A 17,142-nucleotide genomic window follows, 5' to 3' on the forward strand; every position below is an offset into this window, starting at 1 on the left:
GCCCGCCTCCTCCTGCTACGCCGCCTGCGGGTGGAGGACCACCTTGGTGTAGCCCTCGACGCGCTTGTCGAACTTCTCGTAGGCCGACGAGGCCTCGTCGAGCGGCAACTCGTGCGAGACGACGAAGCTGGGCGTCGCGCGGTCCTCGATGATGAGGTCCCGCAGATGCCGGTTGTACCGCTTGACGTTGCACTGGCCGGTGCCCATGCGGAGCCCCTTCTCGAAGAGGCGTCCGACGGCGACCACCAGCATGCCCTTCTTGGCCTGCTCGTCCGGACCGCCCGGGTCGCTCGGCACGTACAGGCCGGGCACCCCGAGGGCGCCCGTCGGCCGGACCGTGTCGACCAGCGAGTTCAGCACGACCGCCGGTTCCTCGCGGTCCTCGTCCGGCCCCTGGGCCTGGGCCTGGTAGCCCACCGCGTCGACGCCCTTGTCCGTTCCCTGCCCGCCGGTCTGCTCCCTGATCTGCTCCGCCGGGTTGCCCTGCGTGAAGTCGACCGGGACCGCGCCGATCTCCTCGGCCTTCTGCAGGCGTTCCGCGACCCGGTCGACCACGAACACCTTGCTCGCCCCGCGCAGCATCGCGGAGTAGGCGGCCATCAGCCCCACCGGTCCGGCGCCGTAGACGGCGACCGTGTCACCGGGGCGCACGTCGGCCAGTTCGTTGCCGTGGTAGCCGGTCGGGAAGATGTCCGCGAGCAGGACGAAATCGGTCTCCTTCTCGCTGCCCTCCGGGAGCTTGAGGCAGTTGAAGTCGGCGTACGGGACGCGCACGTACTCCGCCTGGCCTCCGGTGTAGGGCCCCATCGCGACGTAGCCGTAGGCGCCGCCGGCGAAGCCCGGGTTCACCGTCAGGCAGAAGCCCGTGTAGCCCGCCGAGCAGTTCTTGCAGAACCCGCAGGCCACATTGAACGGCATGACCACCCGGTCGCCCTTGCGGAGGGTGGTGACCCCTTCTCCTGTCTCCTCGATCACTCCGAGGTTCTCGTGGCCGAACACGATGCCGGGCTCCGCGGCCGTGCGGCCCTCGTACATGTGCAGGTCGGAGCCGCAGATGGCCGTCGAGGTGACCCGGACGAGCACGTCGTTCGGATGCTGGATGCGAGGATCCTCCACTTCCTCCACCGCTACCTCGAAGGGGCCTTTGTACACGACAGCCCTCATCGTCAAGCACCTCCGTCTGTGCCGTGGCTCATATACCAGGCTGGTGCATGATGAGACGATTTGCACCCAGAGCAGAAAGGAAGTACGGCTTTGTCGCGTCGCATCGGCACCCTTCTCGTGGCGGTCTCCGGACTGTCCGGCACCACCTACCCGGTCGGCACCCGCGTGGCCATCCGGGGCACCGGCGGTTCCGTCGACGGTTTCGTCGACGGCGACTGGCTGCCCCTCGCCTGGTGGGAGTTCGCGGATCTGCGCCCGGAGGACTCCACCAGCTGAAACGGCCTCGCGTGTGCCCTACACGCACCGATAGCGTGCCCCGCATGACGACGACAGCCGCCACTGACGCCGACAGCTCCGGAGCGCACCCCCGTTTCGCCGAGGCCCTGCGCGACCTCGGACTCGACCACCTCGTGGGCCGGGTCCGGCGCTTCCCCGACGCCACCCGCACCGCCGCCGAGGCCGCCGCCGCGGTCGGCTGCGAACTGAGCCAGATCTGCAAGTCGCTGATCTTCACCGCGTGGGGGTCCCCCCTGGCCGAGGCAAGCCGAGAGCTCGGGGCAGGGGAGCCCGTCCTGGTGCTGATGGACGGCGCCTCCCGCGTGGACCTCGACCGCGTGCGCGAGGAACTGGGCGCCGGGAAGGTCACCCGTGCCAAGGCGGAGGTCGTCCGGGAGACCACCGGGTACGCCATCGGCGGGGTGCCGCCCTTCGGCCACCGGACCCGGACGCGGGTGCTCGCCGACCGGTCCCTGCTGGAGCACGACCTCGTCTGGGCCGCGGCCGGGACACCGCACACCGTCTTCCCGATCGCCCCCGGCGACCTCGTCACCCACGCCCGCGCCACCCTCGTGGACGTCCGCGAGCGCACCGCCCCGTGACCCCCCTGGTCACCTCAGCCGTCCTGCTCGCCGCGGTCACGCACGCCGGCTGGAACGCCCTCGCCCACCACATCACCGACAAGCTGGCCGGCTTCACCCTGATCTCGGGCGGCGGACTGCTCATCGGGCTGGCGATGACACCCTTCGTGCCCCCGCCCGCGTCCGGCGCCTGGCCGTACCTGCTGGGCTCGGCCGCCCTCCACATCGCCTACTACGCCCTGCTGATGAAGTCCTTCCGGCTGGGCGACTTCGGGCAGGCCTACCCGATCGCCCGCGGCACCGCGCCCCTGGTCGTGACGGTCCTGGCCGCCCTCTTCGCCCACGAGGTGCCCGACGGCTGGGCCGCCGCGGGCGTGGCCCTGTCCTGCGCCGGGCTGACCGGGGTGGCCCTGTGGGGGCTGCGCGGGCGCCGGCCCGACTGGGCGGCCATCGGGGCGGCCCTGGCGACCGGGCTGGCGATCGCCGCGTACACGGTCGTCGACGGACTCGGCGTGCGCGCCTCCGGCTCGCCCCTCGGGTACATCGGCTGGCTGATGGCCGTGCAGGGCCTGGTCATCCCGGCGTACGCGCTGTACCACTGGCGCGGCGGGACCGCCCGGGTCCTGCGGCCCTTCGCGTGGCTCGGACTGGCCGGGGCGGCCCTGTCGGTCGCCGCCTACGCCCTGGTGCTGTGGGCCCAGACCCGGGCCGCGCTCGCGCCCGTCGCGGCGCTGCGCGAGTCGTCGATCATCGTCGGCGCGGCCATCGGCGCCGTCTTCTTCAAGGAGCGGTTCGGGGCGCCCAGGATCGCGGCGGCCGGGCTGCTCGTCGTGGGAATCGGGCTGATGCTGCACGCCGGTTAGGACCGGCGGGATGCGCTGGGGCACCAGGGGGGAGCACCCTGGAACCAAGCGCTCCGGAGGTGATCCTCATGATGCACACCGCAGTCGGATGGCACGTCGAGATGGAGTTCGTGGAGGACGACCAGCGCACGCGGGCCGCCGCGATGGTCCGCCTGCCCGACGGCACCGAGGTGCGGGCGCACGGGCACGCGAACCGGCACCGTTCCGACGCCAACCAGCCCCGGATCGGCGAGGAGATCGCCGCGGCCCGGGCGCTCAACGAACTCGCCATGCAACTGCTGACCAAGGCCCACGAGGAGATCGACCAGGCGTCCGGGCGGACCTCCCACCCGATCCACGTCTAGCCGGCGGCGCCCGCGGCGCCCCTCACGGCAGGTCCAGCGCCCTGCGCACGGCCCGCAGCAGGCCCTGCGCCCGCGGGTCGGCCGTCACGGACGCGCGGAAGCCGTTCGTGACGTAGCCGAAGGCGATGCCGGTCTCCGGGTCGGCGAGGCCCAGCGCGCCGCCGCGGCCCGGATGCCCGAAGGACCCGGGGGTGAGCAGGGGTGAGGCGCTGCCGTGCAGCATGTAGCCGAGGCCGAAGCGGGTGCCGACCACCAGCACCCGGTCGGGGCCCGCGGACTCCTCGGTCCGGGCCAGGTCCACCGTCTCCGGCGTGAAGAGCCGGGCGGAACCGGCCGTGTCGCCGATCAGGGCGGCGTAGAAGCGCGCCAGTCCGTCCGCCGTGGCGACGGCGTTCGTGGCGGGGAGGGCCGCCGCGAGGTAGGCCGGGTCGTTCTGCTCGGGGAACGGGGTGATGGCGGCGAAGGCCCGCCGGGTCAGGGACTCCGGGTCCTCGTAGGCCCGGGTCACCGAGGGCTTGGGGCGGGCGCGCAGGCCCCCGGCCGGCTCGGCGCCCTCGACCCGGCCCACCCGCCCGGCCCGGCCGGCCCGCGAGGCGGGCAGGCCCAGCCAGAGGTCCAGGCCCAGCGGGCCGGTGACCTGGGCCGCGAGCCACTCGCCGGCCGACTGACCGGTCACCCGCCGCACGATCTCGTCGACCAGCCAGCCGTAGGTCAGCGCGTGGTAGCCGTGGTCGGTGCCCGGCTTCCAGACGGGGGCCTGGGCGGCGACCGCCTGCGGGCCCTTCAGCGGGTCGAGGGCCTCCTGCGGGCTGAGCGGCCGGTCCAGGACCGGCAGGCCCGCCCGGTGGTTCAGCACGTGCCGCACCAGCACACCCTCCTTGCCCCGCGCCTTGAACTCCGGCCAGTACCGGCCCACCGGCGCGTCCAGGTCCAGCTCTCCGCGCTGGTGCAGCAGCAGGAGCACGGCGGCGGCCACGCCCTTCGTCGCCGAGCGCACGACCTGGGCGGTGTCCCGCTGCCACGGCTCGGTGCCGTCGACGTCCCTCGTGCCGCCCCACAGGTCGACGACCCGCTGTCCGTGCCGGTACACCGCGACGGCCGCGCCGCGGTCCCCGAGCGCGTCGAAGTTACGGACGAACGCCTCCCTCACCGGCTCGAAGCCCTCGGCCACAGTGCCGTGCACGTCCACGTCCGTCACTCCTCGATCCCGCTGCGGTGGCGCTGTCTCCCTCTCACCCAAGCAGGACGGTCACGTCGATGTTCCCCCGGGTCCCGTTCGCGTACGGGCACACCTCGCACGCTCGCCGCCCGGGAGTGGCAAGCCGGGCACACCCCGGCGATCCCACGCGCCCACGGTCACGGACGGGCCGGGGCGGCCGGCACGGACCGCGGATCGAACCCGAACGGCAGCTCCAGCCGGTGCGCCCGCATCAGCTCCTCGTCGCCGAGCAGCTCGCCCGTGGAGCCGTCCGCCACGATCACGCCGTCGCTGAGCACCAGGGCGCGGGGGCACAGCTCCAGGGCGTACGGCAGGTCGTGGGTCACCATCAGCACCGTCACGTCGAGCGAGCGCAGGATGTCGGCCAGCTCGCGGCGCGAGGCCGGGTCCAGATTGGACGACGGCTCGTCGAGGACGAGGATCTCCGGCTCCATCGCCAGCACGGTCGCCACCGCCACCCGGCGGCGCTGGCCGAAGGAGAGGTGGTGCGGAGGCCGGTCCTTGAACTCCCGCATGCCGACCCGCTCCAGCGCCCGGTCCACCCGGCGCTCCAGCTCCGGCCCCTTCAGCCCGGCGGCCGCCGGGCCGAACGCGACGTCCTCGCGCACGGTCGGCATGAACAGCTGGTCGTCCGGGTCCTGGAAGACGATGCCCACGCGGCGCCGCACCTCGGCCATGTGCCGCTTGTCCACGGGCAGCCCGGCCACCCGCACCGCGCCGGTCCCGCCGGTCAGGATGCCGTTGAGGTGCAGCACCAGCGTCGTCTTGCCGGCGCCGTTCGGCCCGAGCAGCGCGACCCGCTCGCCGCGCTCGATCGAGAAGTCGACGCCGAAGAGGGCCTGGTGCCCGTCCGGGTAGGCGAAGGCGAGGCCCGAGACCTCGAGGGAAGCAGTCACAGGGTCCATCCCAGCAGACAGACCACGAGGGCCGCGCCCGGGAGGGCCAGGGCGTGCCGCCACTGCGCCCGGGACGCGGTCACCTCGTCGATGACCGGCATGGAACCGGCGTAACCCCGGCTGACCATCGCCAGGTGCACCCGCTCACCGCGCTCGTAGGACCGGATGAACAGCGCGCCCGCCGACTTGGCGAGCACTCCCCAGTGCCGCACGCCCCGGGCCTCGAAGCCGCGGGACTCCCGGGCGATCCGCATGCGCCGCATCTCGTCTGCGATGACGTCGCCGTAGCGGATCATGAACGACGCGATCTGCACCAGCAGCGGCGGGAGTTTCAGGCGCTGCAGCCCCAGGAGGAGTTCGCGCAGTTCGGTCGTGGCGGCCAGCAGCACCGAGGCCGCGACGCCGAGCGTGCCCTTGGCCAGCACGTTCCAGGCGCCCCACAGGCCGTTCACGCTCAGGGACAGGCCGAGGACGTCGACCCGCTCGCCCTCCGCCACGAACGGCATGAGCACCGCGAACGCGACGAACGGCACCTCGATCAGCAGCCGGCGCAGCAGGAAGCCGGCGGGCACCCGGGCCGCGAACGCCACCGCCCCCAGCAGCAGCGCGTAGAGCCCGAACGCCCACATCGCCTCGCGCGGGGTCATCACCACGACGACCACGAAGGCGAAGACGGCGGCGAGTTTGGTGTGCGGCGGCAGGCCGTGCACGGGCGAGTGCCCGTGCCGGTACAGCTTGTGCGCGTGCCCTGCCCCCATGTCAGCGAGCCGTCGCGCTCGACCCGGCCGAGGTGCGCGCCGTGTCCCCGGCGGCGGCCCCGTCCCCGGTGTCCGTCACGTTCGCGGTGTCGGTCGGGGAGGTGCCGTCGGTCCGGCGGCGGCGGACGGCCCAGAAGACGGTGCTGCCCGCGACGACCGTGACCCCCACGCCGATGACGCCCGCCAGCCCCCCGGACAGCCGGGCGTCGTCGACGTCCTTGACGCCGTAGTCGGCGAGCGGGGAGTCGGCCGCCGCGTGCTCCTCGGCCTTCTCGTCGATGCCGTTGTCGCCGGCGACCTTCTCCAGGCCGTCGGGGTTCGCGGAGGCGTAGAAGCTGACGAACCCGGCGAGGACCAGCGAGGTGACCAGGCCGGTGGCCCACACCCCGCGGTGCGAGGACCGGGCGGCGACCGGCTCCGGCTGGGCCTGCGGCGCGTCGACCAGCTCGCCGTTCACCCGCAGCTTCAGCCTCTGTGTCAGGCCCCGCGCCCCGTACACCAGGTCCGGGCGTACGGCGATGACCGCGCCGACGGTCAGCGCGGTGATGACGGCCTCGCCGATGCCGATGAGCAGGTGCACGCCGACCATGGCGGTGGCGACCTTGCCGATCGAGACGTCGGTGGTGCCGCCGACGGCGTACATCAGCGTGAAGACCAGCGCGGCGGCCGGGACGGACAGCAGGGCGGCGACGAAGGACGCGGCGGTCACCGTCCGGCGCGTGCGGGGCAGCACCTTCACCAGGCCGCGGAAGACGGCGTAGGCCACGACCACCGTGACGATGCCCATGTTGGTGATGTTCACGCCCAGCGCGGTCAGCCCGCCGTCCGCGAACAGGATGCCCTGCATCAGCAGGACGACGGACACGCACAGGACCCCGGTGAAGGGGCCGACGAGTATCGCGGCGAGTGCCCCGCCGAGCAGGTGCCCGCTGGTGCCCGCCGCGACGGGGAAGTTGAGCATCTGCACGGCGAAGATGAACGCCGCGACCAGGCCGGCCAGCGGGGCCGTGCGCTCGTCGAGTTCGCGGCGCGCGCCGCGCAGGCTCACGGCGATGGCGCCCGCGGCGAGCACACCGGTGGCGGCGGAGGTGGGGGCGTCGATGAATCCGTCAGGTACGTGCACTGTTCGATGATGTGGCTTGATGCGAACGATGTGCAAGAGCGTGCCGCTCGTTTTATCTCATCCGTGATATGTACGCCCTCAAAGGGTGAAAACCGGAAAATATGGGACATTGGAGAGGTGGTGGCTGCACATCCTCCACGTCGGTGGCGCACGGTGAAAGGCCTGTCCGATGTCCGTAGTCGAGCAGTACGCGCGAGCCCACATCATCACGGAGACGGCGGTGCCCCTGATCGACGAACTCCAGGCGGTCCCGGTCACCCTGCGCTACGACCCCGGCGGCGACCCGGACTGCGTCGCCGTGCGGCTGCCCGGAGCCGGGGGACGCGAGTGGAGGTTCGACCGCCGGCTGCTGGAGGAGGGGCTGCGCAGCCCGGCGGGCAGCGGTGAGGTGCGCGTGTGGCCGTGCGGGCGGGTGCAGACCATCGTCGAGTTCCACTCCGCCCAGGGCGTGTCCGTGGTGCAGTTCGAGCGGCAGGCGCTGCTGCGGTTCCTGCGGCGGACCTACACGGCCGCCGCCGAACCCGTCACCCACTGATCCGGCAGCTTCAGCCGCCGGCCTTCAGCAGCGCCGCCACGATCGGGCCGGCCGTGGACCCGCCGTGCCCGCCCTGCTGGACCACACCCGCCGCGGCGAGGTCGCCCCGGTAGGCGGTGAACCAGCCGTTCGGCTTCTTCTGCCCGTCGACCTCGGCCGACCCGGTCTTGGCGCCCGTGTCGCCGCCGACCTCGGCCATCGCCTCCGCGGCCGTGCCGTACCGGGCCGTGTACGACATCAGCTCGCGCAGCTGGGACAGGGTGCCCGCCGACATCGTGCGGGACGCGGTGGCGAGCTCGCGCCCGTCGACGTCCGGGGAGACCAGGTACGGCTGGTGGAAGGTGCCGGACTTCACGGTCGCCGACACCGACGCCATGTTCAGCGGGTTCATCCGCACCCCGCCCTGGCCGATCAGCGACGCCCCCATCTGGGCGGCCGACTGCACCGGCACCGAGCCGTCGAAGGACGGCACCCCGATCGCCCAGTTGCCCAGCCCCAGACCGAACACCTGCTGGGCCTGCTTGGTGAGGTCGTCGTTCTTCAGCTTCGGCGCCTGGCTGATGAAGGCCGTGTTGCAGGAGCGGGCGAAGCTCGCCTTGAAGGTGCCGCCCTTGATCTCGAACTTGTCGTCGTTCTGGAACTTCCAGTGCCCGTACGTGAAGTACTTGGGGCACGGGTGCTTCTTGTCGGCCGACGCCAGACCCTTCTCGATCAGCAGCGAGGAGGTGACGACCTTCATCGTCGACCCGGGCGCCAGGGAGCCCTGCAGGGCGGTGTTGAACCCCCGGGAGGCGTTCGCGGCGGCCAGGATCTCGCCCGTCGACGCCCGCATCACGGCGACCGACGACCGGGCCTTGCGGGCGACCTGCCGCTCGGCCTCCGCCTGGAGTCCGGGGTCGAGGGTCGTCCTCAACGTGCCCGGCGTGCCCTCGCTCAGCTCCACCAGCGTCTTGTCGGACAGGTCCTTGCCGCGGGCGGCCTTCCCGCGCACGACGCGCAGCTCGATACCGGCCGTGCCGCCGGCCTTCTTGCCGTACTTCTCGCGCAGCCCGTCCAGCAGCGGGCCGATGGAGGCGTACTTCGCGGTGGTGAGTTCGCCGCCCTCGCGGTCCAGCGCCTTCACCGGCGGCGTACCCGCCTCGCCGGTGACCAGCCGGTCGCCGTCCTTCATGTCCGGGTGGACGACCGTCGCGTGCCAGTCGACCACGGGCTTGCCGTCACCGGCGCGGCGTACGACGGTCAGTGCGCTGTCGTACGCCAGCGGCTTGTCGGTGCCCTTGTAGGAGACGGTGCCCTTGACGGCGAACGGCACCTCGGTGCCGATGGGCCGGCCGGGGGTGAGGGTGACGTCCTTGATGTGGGCGTCCTTGGTGTAGCCGGTGAGCAGGGCCTTCGCCGCGGCGGTGTCGTCGGTGGCGGCCGCGGCCCGCGCGGTCTCGCCGGACTGCCAGGCGGTGAGGAAGGCGCGGGCGGCGGCGGTGACCTGGTCACGCGACAGCGGTCCCGTCTCGACCTCGGGCTTCTGGTCCGACACCGCGCGCGACCCGCTGTCGGCCGCGCTGCCGCCGCCGAACAGCGCGTAGGCGCCGAACCCGGCTCCGCCGACGACGACGGCGAGCACCGAGCCGATCACCGCGGGGTTCGTCTTCCGTCGCTCGGCGACGCGCCTTCTGTTGCCCACTGCTGTTCGTTCCTCCGCAAGTCCCCTGGGCCCCGCCGCCCTCGGCTGTCCCAACGACGGCCCCCACCCTAGAGTCCCGTCCGGCGGGGGTGAGATCAGCCACCTGTTCGTAGCACGGCTGCGACAATCGGCCCGGCCGCGTCACCGCCGTGGCCACCCTGCTCGGTCATGGCCGCGGCCGCGACGTCGCCCCGGAAACCGGTGAACCAGCTGTTGGACCGGGCGTTCCCCTCGACCTCGGCGGAGCCGGTCTTGGCGCCGATGTCGCCGCCGAGTCCGCTCATGGCCTCCCGGGCGGTGCCCTGCGTCGCGGTCAGCCGCATCATCTGCTTCAGCTGCGCGGCGGTGCTCGCCTTCAGGCCCTCCGCCCGGGCCAGCCGGCGGTCGTCCAGGCCGGGCGGGACGAGGTAGGGCTGGCGGAAGGCGCCGGTGATCGCGGTCGCCGTGACCGAGGCCATGTTCAACGGGCTCATCTGCACCTGGCCCTGGCCGATGGCCCCGGCGGCCCGGTCCGGGCCGCCGACCGGGGGGACCCTGCCGTCGAAGGAGGCGATACCGGTCTTCCAGTCGTCCCGGCCGAGCCCGAAGCGCCGCTCGGCCTCCTGGCTCAGCGAGGCGTCCGTCAGCGGCTTCTCGTCGATGAGCTTGACGAAGGCGGTGTTGCAGGAGCGCAGGAAGCTGTCGGCCAGCGTGGCGTTCTCGTTCGGCTTCATGCCCGTCAGGTTCTTGAACGTCTGGCTCTGCCACATCGCCGTGTCGGGGCAGGGCGCCGGGCCGTTCATGGAGGTCACACCGTTGTCGATGAGCATGGCGGCGGTGATGATCTTCATGGTGGAGCCGGGGGCGGCCTGGCCCTGGAAGGCCGCGTTGAAGCCGTCCGCGCGGTTGTTGGCGACGGCCAGGACCTCGCCGGTGCTGGGCTTGACGGCGACCACCGACGACTGGGGGAACCGCTTGACCGCCCTCTCGGCCGCGGCCTGCGCGGTGGGGCTGATCGTCGTGGTGAGCCTGCCCGGTCTGCCCTTGGCGAGGGTGAGCAGCGGGGTGTCGGGAGCGCTCCCGCCGGCGTGCCGGACGACCAGCTCGACGCCGGGGGAGCCGCCGGCCTTCTCGCCGTACTTCTCGCGCAGGGCGTCCAGCACCGGTCCGAGGGAGGGGTACCTCTCCTCGGTCAGCTTGGACCCGTCCCGTCCGAGGGCCTCGACGGGCGGGTCGGCCGACTGCCCGGTGACCAGGGTGTCGTCCTTCCTCAGGTCCGGGTGCACGACCGAGGGCTGCCAGTCGACCAGCGCCCGCCCGGTGGTCACGCCGCGTACGACCTTCAGCTCGCTGCGGTAGGCCAGCGGCTCGGACTTCCCGCCGTAGGACACCTTCGCCTTGACCGTGTACGGCACGGTGGTGCCCTTCGCCGGGCCGGGGGTGACGCGCACACCGGTGATGTGCGCGTCGTCGGCGAAGGTGCGCAGCACCCGGCCGGCGTCCGCGTCGTTGTTCGTGTACGACGCGGCCCGGGCGGTCTCGCCCTTCTCCCAGGCGGCGAAGAACTCGTCCGTGGTCTCCTCGACCTCGTCCTCGTCGGGCGGCCCCGACTTCTTCTCGGCGGCCACCCCGCCGATGCCGCCGTCGCCGTCCAGCGCCCCGAGGATGTTGTAGGCGCCGTAGCCGGCCCCGCCCACCATCACCGCGAACACCCCGCCGATGACGGCGGCCTTGACCCCCTTGCCCACTGGGCGCCCCTCCCCGTTGAGCCGCACGCGTCCGTTTGAACGCGTTCAGAAGCTCGATCGGGGGCACTCTATGCGCAAGCGGTTACTGGTGGTACCGGAGTTTCGATTTTTGACCGAACACCGTTCACACCCACGTATCCAGCCACATCCGCGACCGCCAGTCCCCGATCGGGACGGCCTGGCCGGTGTAGATGGGCCAGAAGTAGATGAAGTTCCAGGCGATCAGCAGGACCAGGACGCCCGCGGCCGTCGCGCCGGCGACGCGGCGGGTGTCGCCGGAACGGGGCGGGCCGACGATCGCTCCGAGCAGCATCGCCACCGCCAGGCACAGGAACGGCAGGAACACGACGGCGTAGAAGAAGAAGATCGTGCGCTCCTGGTACAGGAACCAGGGCAGGTACCCGGCCGCGATGCCGCAGGCGATGGCACCCGCGCGCCAGTCGCGGCGGAAGAACCAGCGCCACAGCACGTACAGCACCGCGAAGCAGGCCACCCACCACAGCAGCGGCGTGCCGAGGGCCAGCACCTCGCGGGCGCACTTCTCGCCGGCGTCGGCGGGGCAGCCGGCCTTGCCGGGCGACGGGGACTCGTAGAAGTACGACACCGGGCGGCCCAGGACCAGCCAGCTCCACGGGTTGGACTGGTACGTGTGCGGCGAGGACAGCCCGACGTGGAACTCGTACACCTGGTGCTCGTAGTGCCACAGGCTGCGCAGCCAGTCGGGCAGGAACGTCCAGCTGCCGCCCTTGCCGTCGGTCGCGGCCCAGTTGCGGAAGTAGCCGCCGGAACCGTCGGTGGCGGACAGGAACCAGCCGGTCCAGGAGGCCAGGTAGGTCAGCAGGGCGACCGGCACGGTGGCGACGAACGCCAGGCCCGTGTCGCGCCTCAGGGCCGCCGCGTACGGGTGCCGGGCACCGGCGACGCGGCGCGCGGCGACGTCCCACAGCACCGCCATCACGCAGAACGCCGCCAGGATGTACAGGCCGTTCCACTTGGTGCCGATGGCCAGACCCAGCATCAGGCCGGCCCCCCAGCGCCAGGGCCGCCACCCCAGGCGGGCCGTCTCGGCCGTGTGCCGGTCGGGCCGCACCCGGCCGTCGGCGTCCACGGGCAGCGCCGCGGCCAGCCGCGCGCGGGCCCGGTCCCGGTCGACCAGCAGGCAGCCGAACGCGGCCAGCACGAAGAACATCAGCACCCCGTCGAGCAGCGCCGTGCGGCTCATCACGAAGTGCAGCCCGTCCAGCGCCATCAGGCAGCCGGCCAGACAGCCCAGGAACGTGGAGCGGAACAGGCGCCGGCCGATCCGGCACAGCAGCAGCACCGACAGCGTGCCGAGCAGGGCCGTCATGAACCGCCAGCCGAACGGGTCGAAGCCGAACATCAGCTCGCCCAGCCCGATGGCGTACTTGCCGACCGGGGGGTGCACGACGTACGCCGCGTCGGTCGGGAGTTTCACGTTCCCGCCCGACGACAGCACCAGGTCGTTGGCGTTCTTCGCCCAGTTGACCTCGAAGCCCTTGTGGACGAGCGCCCAGGCGTCCTTGGCGTAGTACGTCTCGTCGAATATCACCGCCCGGGGGCTGCCCAGGTTCCAGAACCGCAGGACCCCCGCCAGCAGCGTCACCAGCAGCGGCCCGATCCAGCCCGACCAGCGCACCAGCCGTCCCGCGAGGGCGTGCGGCACCCCGAGCGCCCCCCACAGCCGCGGGGAGGGCTCGGTGTACGGCGGCACCAGCCGGTCCCGGACGTCACGGTCGTCGCTGCCGGGCTGCCCCTGGTAGCCGAAGCGGCGCAGCCGCTGCTGCCAGGGCGGCCGCTGCTCGAGCGGCGCCTGGCCCTGCCGGGTGTCCGTGGAGGACGCGGTACTGGTCACCGCGCCATCGTAGGGAACCGTGCTGTGTGAGTCCCGTCCATGGCCGGTATGCGTCCGCAACCTCCGCCCCTGGGAGGATGGGGGCGTGACCGGAACCCTCGTACTCGCAGGCACCCCCATCGGCGACATCGCGGACGCCCCGCCCCGGCTCGCCGAGGAACTCGCCGGGGCCGACGTCGTCGCCGCCGAGGACACGCGGCGGCTGCGCCGGCTGACCCAGGCGCTCGGCGTCACCCCCAGGGGGCGGGTGGTGTCCTACTTCGAGGGCAACGAGGCCGCGCGCACGCCCGAACTGGTCGAGGAACTGGTGGGCGGGGCGCGGGTGCTGCTCGTCACGGACGCCGGTATGCCGTCCGTGTCCGACCCGGGCTACCGGCTGGTCGCGGCCGCCGTCGAGCGGGACGTGCGGGTGACGGCCGTGCCCGGGCCGTCCGCCGTCCTCACGGCGCTGGCGCTGTCGGGGCTGCCCGTGGACCGGTTCTGCTTCGAGGGCTTCCTGCCCCGCAAGGCGGGGGAGCGGCTCGGGCGGCTGCGGGAGGTGGCGGACGAGCGGCGCACCCTCGTGTACTTCGAGGCCCCGCACCGCCTGGACGACACGCTGGCGGCGATGGCGGAGGTGTTCGGCGCCGGGCGCCGGGCCGCGGTGTGCCGGGAGCTGACCAAGACCTACGAGGAGATCCGGCGCGGCGGTCTGGGCGAACTCGCCGAGTGGGCCGCCGACGGGGTGCGCGGCGAGATCACCGTCGTGGTCGAGGGCGCGCCCGAGAAGGGGCCCGAGGACGTGGGGCCCGAGGAGTTCGTGCGCCGGGTGCGGACGCGCGAGGAGGCCGGGGAGCGCCGCAAGGAGGCGATCGCCGCCGTGGCCCAGGAGGCGGGGGTGCCCAAGAGGGTCGTCTTCGACGCCGTGGTCGCCGCGAAGAACGCCGGCTGACGTCCGCGCACGCCTCTGAGCAGGGCGCTTGTCGTTTGAGCGGGCGCCCCATGGGTGGGCAAAGGTGATCTGCCCCTGAGGCAAGGGCCGCCCAAATCGGGGCCAATTCGTCGACAGGTCTGCTGCCAACCGCCCGGCCGGGGAGTCCACTGGGGTGCGGGGACGCAACCGTTCCCACGCCACAGCGGAACAGGAGCCGGCATGAGTGAGATCGCAGGGCGGACCGGGCTTCGCGCCGGTGCGAGTGCCGTCGTCAACGAGTCCTACTCCTTCGCCTGCATGCGCTGCGGGCACGGCTGGGAGCAGTCGTACGAGATAGAGCACCACACGGACGCCACCGGGCACGAGTTCGTGCTCTACGTGGCCGACGGCCAGGTCGTGCCCTCCCCGCTGAGCAGGCCCGCCTGCCACAACTGCGACGGGCACGTCGTGCGGATCATGCGGCCCGGACGGGTCGCGTCGGCCCGGGACGCCGCGTACGGCTCCCGCCGGGTGCCGCCGCCCGCCGGACCCGTCGAAGCACCCGTCCCGGAGGCCGCGGCCGCCCGGACCCGGCGCGTGCAGCACCACTGGCACCTGTCCGACCTGCTGCACCCCTTCCAGCGCAAGGTGAGCTGACCCGTCCGGCTCACCTTGCCGCCGACGCCCTCCCCGCCTCCTCCCCCGCAGGGGAGGGCGTCGCCCTTCCGTAGGATCGGGGCATGCCTGCCAACGACCCCGACAAGCACACCGCGCCCCCGCTGCCGGACCCCCTGCGGGTACCGGTCGCCGACTCCCACACCCACCTGGACATGCAGTCCGGCACGGTCGAGGAGGCCCTGGCGAAGGCGGCGTCGGTCGGAGTGACGACGGTCGTGCAGGTCGGCTGCGACCTCCAGGGCTCGCGCTGGGCCGCCGAGACGGCCGCCGCGCACGACGCCGTCCACGCCACGGTCGCGCTGCACCCGAACGAGGCGCCCCGGATCGTCCACGGCGACCCCGACGGCTGGTCGCGGCAGGGCGCGCGCGAACCCGGCGGTCCGGCGGCCCTGGACGAGGCCCTCGCCGAGATCGACCGGCTGGCCGCGCTCCCGCAGGTCAAGGGCGTCGGCGAGACCGGACTGGACTACTTCCGCACCGGGCCCGAGGGCAAAGACGCGCAGGAGCGGTCCTTCCGCGCCCACATCGAGATCGCCAAGCGGCACGGCAAGGCCCTCGTCATCCACGACCGCGAGGCCCACGCCGACGTGCTGCGCGTCCTCAAGGAGGAGGGCGCCCCCGAGCGGACCGTCTTCCACTGCTACTCCGGCGACGCCGAGATGGCGCAGATCTGCGCGGCCGCGGGCTACTTCATGTCCTTCGCCGGCAACGTCACCTTCAAGAACGCCCGGAACCTGCGCGACGCGGTGGCGGTGGCCCCACCGGAGCTGCTGCTGGTGGAGACCGACGCGCCCTTCCTCACGCCGGTGCCCTACCGGGGCCGGCCCAACGCCCCCTACCTCGTGCCGATCACCGTGCGCGCCATGGCCGAGGTGCGCGGCACCGACGAGGACACGCTGGCCACCGCGCTCGGGGCGAACACCGCGCGCGCGTTCGGGTACTGACCCCTCGACCCCTCCCCGCACGACTGTGCGTAGTCGCGTCGCTTTGGAGAGTGACGAGTGCTCCGCTAGGTTCTGGGGGCCCGATCCGGACCCCTCTGGACTCCTCCCGGCCCCTGGAGCCTGTCGGCGTGAGCAGCCCGCAGTACGAGACGTACGAGACGTACGGCCCGGCCTACGCCGAGGCGGCGTACGGCGGCCTCGCCGTGCCGCCCGCCGATCTGCACAGCGCCGAGACCCTCGCGTACGGCACGCCCGGCGCCTACGCGGACACCTACCGGCCCGCCTACGAGGGGCCGACCCTGCCCGGCCTGCCCCGGCAGGGCACGCCGGGCGGTGACCCCTCGCCCGCGTACACGGGGCGTGACGAGCCGGACGGCGACGCCGGGGCGCGAGCCGGATCGCGAGCCGCCTCGCGCACCGGCTCGCACCGCAGGTCCCCGCGCCGGCGCCGCACCCGCTTCGTCGAACGCCCCGACAGCTCCGTGCTGCGCCTGCTCCCGCAGGCCCTGGTCGTGGCCTTCCTGGCGGGCGGCACCACGGCGTTCGTCGCCAAGGACAAGGCGATCGAGCTGAGCGTCGACGGCAAGGAACGCACGCTGCACACCTTCGCCGACGACGTCACCGAACTGCTCGCCGAGGAGGGCGTGGAACTCGGCGCCCACGACGTGGTGACCCCCGGGCGCGGCGCCGGCCTCGGCAACGGCGACGAGGTGTCCGTGCTCCACGCCCGCCCCGTGCGGCTCACCCTCGACGGCCACCGGCGCGAGGTGTGGACGACGGCCCGCACGGTCGCGGGGGTCCTGCGCCAGCTGGGTGTACGGCAGGAAGGCGCGTACGTGTCCACCTCGCGCTCCCGGCCCATCGGGCGCGCGGGACTCACCCTGGACGTCCGCACCGAGCGCACCGTGACGATCATGGCCGACGGCCGCGCCCGCACGGTCCGCACCAACGCGGCGACCGTCCGGGAGGCCGTCGAGCAGGCCGGGATCACCCTGCGCGGGCAGGACACCACCTCGGTCGCGCAGGCGAGCTTCCCGCGTGACGGGCAGACCGTGACCGTCCTGCGCATCACCGGGGGCCGGGAGATCCGCGAGGAGGCCATCCCCTTCGAGGTGCGGCGCACGGACGATCCGACCCTGTTCCGGGGCACCGAGGTGGTCGCGAGCGCCGGCGAGCCGGGCCTGCGCCGCATCACCTACGCCGTGCGCACGGTCAACGGCGTCCGGCAGACGCCGCGCCGGCTGACCTCCGAGGTGGTGCGCGCGCCGCGCCCGCGGGAGGTGAAGGTGGGCACCAAGCCCCGCCCGGAGTCCGTGCGGGGCGCCGACCATCTGAACTGGCAGGGCCTGGCCGCCTGCGAGTCCGGCGGCCGGCCGGACGCGGTCGACCCCTCGGGCACCTACGGCGGCCTCTACCAGTTCGACACCCACACCTGGCAGAAGCTCGGCGGCCGGGGCCGCCCCCAGGACGCCCCGGCGGCGGAACAGACCTACCGGGCGAAGAAGCTGTACGTGCGCCGGGGCGCGAGCCCCTGGCCGCACTGCGGCGAGCGGCTGCACGGATAGCGGGCGGGCGCTCGCGTGCACGG

General features: G+C 73.1%; 17 protein-coding genes. 9 read left to right on the forward strand and 8 right to left on the reverse strand.

Going from position 1 to position 17,142, the window contains the following annotated elements; translation table 11 throughout:
• Positions 1-15 precede the first annotated feature (15 nt).
• Entirely contained in the window at positions 16-1,164 is a 1,149-nt protein-coding gene (locus ACZ4M5_RS23290) for a glutathione-independent formaldehyde dehydrogenase (RefSeq protein ID WP_467739751.1), read from the reverse strand.
• A 90-nt stretch (positions 1,165-1,254) separates the two neighbouring features.
• On the opposite strand from ACZ4M5_RS23290, the gene ACZ4M5_RS23295 reads away from it, so the two are divergent.
• The 4 genes from ACZ4M5_RS23295 (at position 1,255) to ACZ4M5_RS23310 (ending at position 3,228) form a co-directional block, all read left to right on the forward strand.
• Entirely contained in the window at positions 1,255-1,440 is a 186-nt protein-coding gene (locus ACZ4M5_RS23295; RefSeq protein WP_369194491.1) for a hypothetical protein, read from the forward strand.
• A gap of 44 nt (positions 1,441-1,484) precedes the next feature.
• Positions 1,485-2,042 (forward strand): YbaK/EbsC family protein, encoded by a 558-nt coding sequence (locus ACZ4M5_RS23300; protein ID WP_467739753.1) that lies wholly within the window; start codon positions 1,485-1,487, stop codon positions 2,040-2,042.
• Positions 2,039-2,884 carry an EamA family transporter gene (locus ACZ4M5_RS23305; RefSeq protein ID WP_467739754.1) on the forward strand — a complete coding sequence of 282 codons (846 nt, stop codon included), beginning with the start codon at positions 2,039-2,041 and terminating at the stop codon, positions 2,882-2,884. The genes ACZ4M5_RS23300 and ACZ4M5_RS23305 overlap by 4 nt, the downstream gene beginning before the upstream one ends.
• A gap of 68 nt (positions 2,885-2,952) precedes the next feature.
• The gene (locus ACZ4M5_RS23310; protein ID WP_467739755.1) at positions 2,953-3,228 is read left to right on the forward strand and encodes a DUF1876 domain-containing protein; all 276 of its coding nucleotides are present in this window, start codon (positions 2,953-2,955) and stop codon (positions 3,226-3,228) included.
• 22 nt (positions 3,229-3,250) lie between these two features.
• Here the strand turns inward: ACZ4M5_RS23310 and ACZ4M5_RS23315 are convergent, their stop codons facing one another.
• The 4 genes from ACZ4M5_RS23315 to ACZ4M5_RS23330 form a co-directional block, all read right to left on the reverse strand.
• On the reverse strand, positions 3,251-4,417 hold the full coding sequence (locus ACZ4M5_RS23315) for a serine hydrolase domain-containing protein (protein WP_467739756.1): 1,167 nt from the start codon (positions 4,415-4,417) through the stop codon (positions 3,251-3,253).
• Positions 4,418-4,584: 167 nt separating this feature from the next.
• Complete coding sequence (locus ACZ4M5_RS23320) at positions 4,585-5,352, reverse strand: energy-coupling factor ABC transporter ATP-binding protein (RefSeq protein WP_467739757.1); 768 nt, start codon at positions 5,350-5,352, stop codon at positions 4,585-4,587.
• Entirely contained in the window at positions 5,340-6,101 is a 762-nt protein-coding gene (gene cbiQ, locus ACZ4M5_RS23325; RefSeq protein ID WP_467739758.1) for a cobalt ECF transporter T component CbiQ, read from the reverse strand. Before cbiQ ends, ACZ4M5_RS23320 begins: the two co-directional genes overlap by 13 nt.
• Before the next feature lies 1 nt (position 6,102).
• Complete coding sequence (locus tag ACZ4M5_RS23330) at positions 6,103-7,224, reverse strand: energy-coupling factor ABC transporter permease (protein WP_467739759.1); 1,122 nt, start codon at positions 7,222-7,224, stop codon at positions 6,103-6,105.
• 169 nt (positions 7,225-7,393) lie between these two features.
• On the opposite strand from ACZ4M5_RS23330, the gene ACZ4M5_RS23335 reads away from it, so the two are divergent.
• The gene (locus tag ACZ4M5_RS23335) at positions 7,394-7,759 is read left to right on the forward strand and encodes an SsgA family sporulation/cell division regulator (RefSeq protein ID WP_467739760.1); all 366 of its coding nucleotides are present in this window, start codon (positions 7,394-7,396) and stop codon (positions 7,757-7,759) included.
• A gap of 10 nt (positions 7,760-7,769) precedes the next feature.
• Here the strand turns inward: ACZ4M5_RS23335 and ACZ4M5_RS23340 are convergent, their stop codons facing one another.
• The 3 genes from ACZ4M5_RS23340 to ACZ4M5_RS23350 all read right to left on the reverse strand — a co-directional run bounded on the left by ACZ4M5_RS23340 (position 7,770) and on the right by ACZ4M5_RS23350 (position 13,040).
• Positions 7,770-9,440 (reverse strand): penicillin-binding transpeptidase domain-containing protein, encoded by a 1,671-nt coding sequence (locus ACZ4M5_RS23340; RefSeq protein ID WP_467739761.1) that lies wholly within the window; start codon positions 9,438-9,440, stop codon positions 7,770-7,772.
• Between the two features lie 95 nt (positions 9,441-9,535).
• Positions 9,536-11,167, reverse strand: a complete 1,632-nt coding sequence (locus ACZ4M5_RS23345; RefSeq protein WP_467739762.1) for a penicillin-binding transpeptidase domain-containing protein — start codon at positions 11,165-11,167, stop codon at positions 9,536-9,538.
• Between the two features lie 124 nt (positions 11,168-11,291).
• Positions 11,292-13,040 carry a dolichyl-phosphate-mannose--protein mannosyltransferase gene (locus tag ACZ4M5_RS23350; protein WP_467739763.1) on the reverse strand — a complete coding sequence of 583 codons (1,749 nt, stop codon included), beginning with the start codon at positions 13,038-13,040 and terminating at the stop codon, positions 11,292-11,294.
• 85 nt (positions 13,041-13,125) lie between these two features.
• On the opposite strand from ACZ4M5_RS23350, the gene rsmI reads away from it, so the two are divergent.
• The 4 genes from rsmI (at position 13,126) to ACZ4M5_RS23370 (ending at position 17,119) form a co-directional block, all read left to right on the forward strand.
• Positions 13,126-13,971, forward strand: a complete 846-nt coding sequence (gene rsmI / locus ACZ4M5_RS23355; RefSeq protein WP_398111067.1) for a 16S rRNA (cytidine(1402)-2'-O)-methyltransferase — start codon at positions 13,126-13,128, stop codon at positions 13,969-13,971.
• Positions 13,972-14,172: 201 nt separating this feature from the next.
• On the forward strand, positions 14,173-14,589 hold the full coding sequence (locus ACZ4M5_RS23360; protein ID WP_467739764.1) for a hypothetical protein: 417 nt from the start codon (positions 14,173-14,175) through the stop codon (positions 14,587-14,589).
• A gap of 83 nt (positions 14,590-14,672) precedes the next feature.
• Positions 14,673-15,554: a TatD family hydrolase gene (locus ACZ4M5_RS23365; protein ID WP_467739765.1), complete on the forward strand. Its 882-nt coding sequence runs from the start codon at positions 14,673-14,675 to the stop codon at positions 15,552-15,554.
• Between the two features lie 128 nt (positions 15,555-15,682).
• Positions 15,683-17,119, forward strand: a complete 1,437-nt coding sequence (locus ACZ4M5_RS23370) for a ubiquitin-like domain-containing protein (RefSeq protein ID WP_467739766.1) — start codon at positions 15,683-15,685, stop codon at positions 17,117-17,119.
• The last annotated feature ends 23 nt before the right edge of the window (positions 17,120-17,142 follow it).

The organism is Streptomyces sp. NPDC026246, from assembly GCF_055567995.1.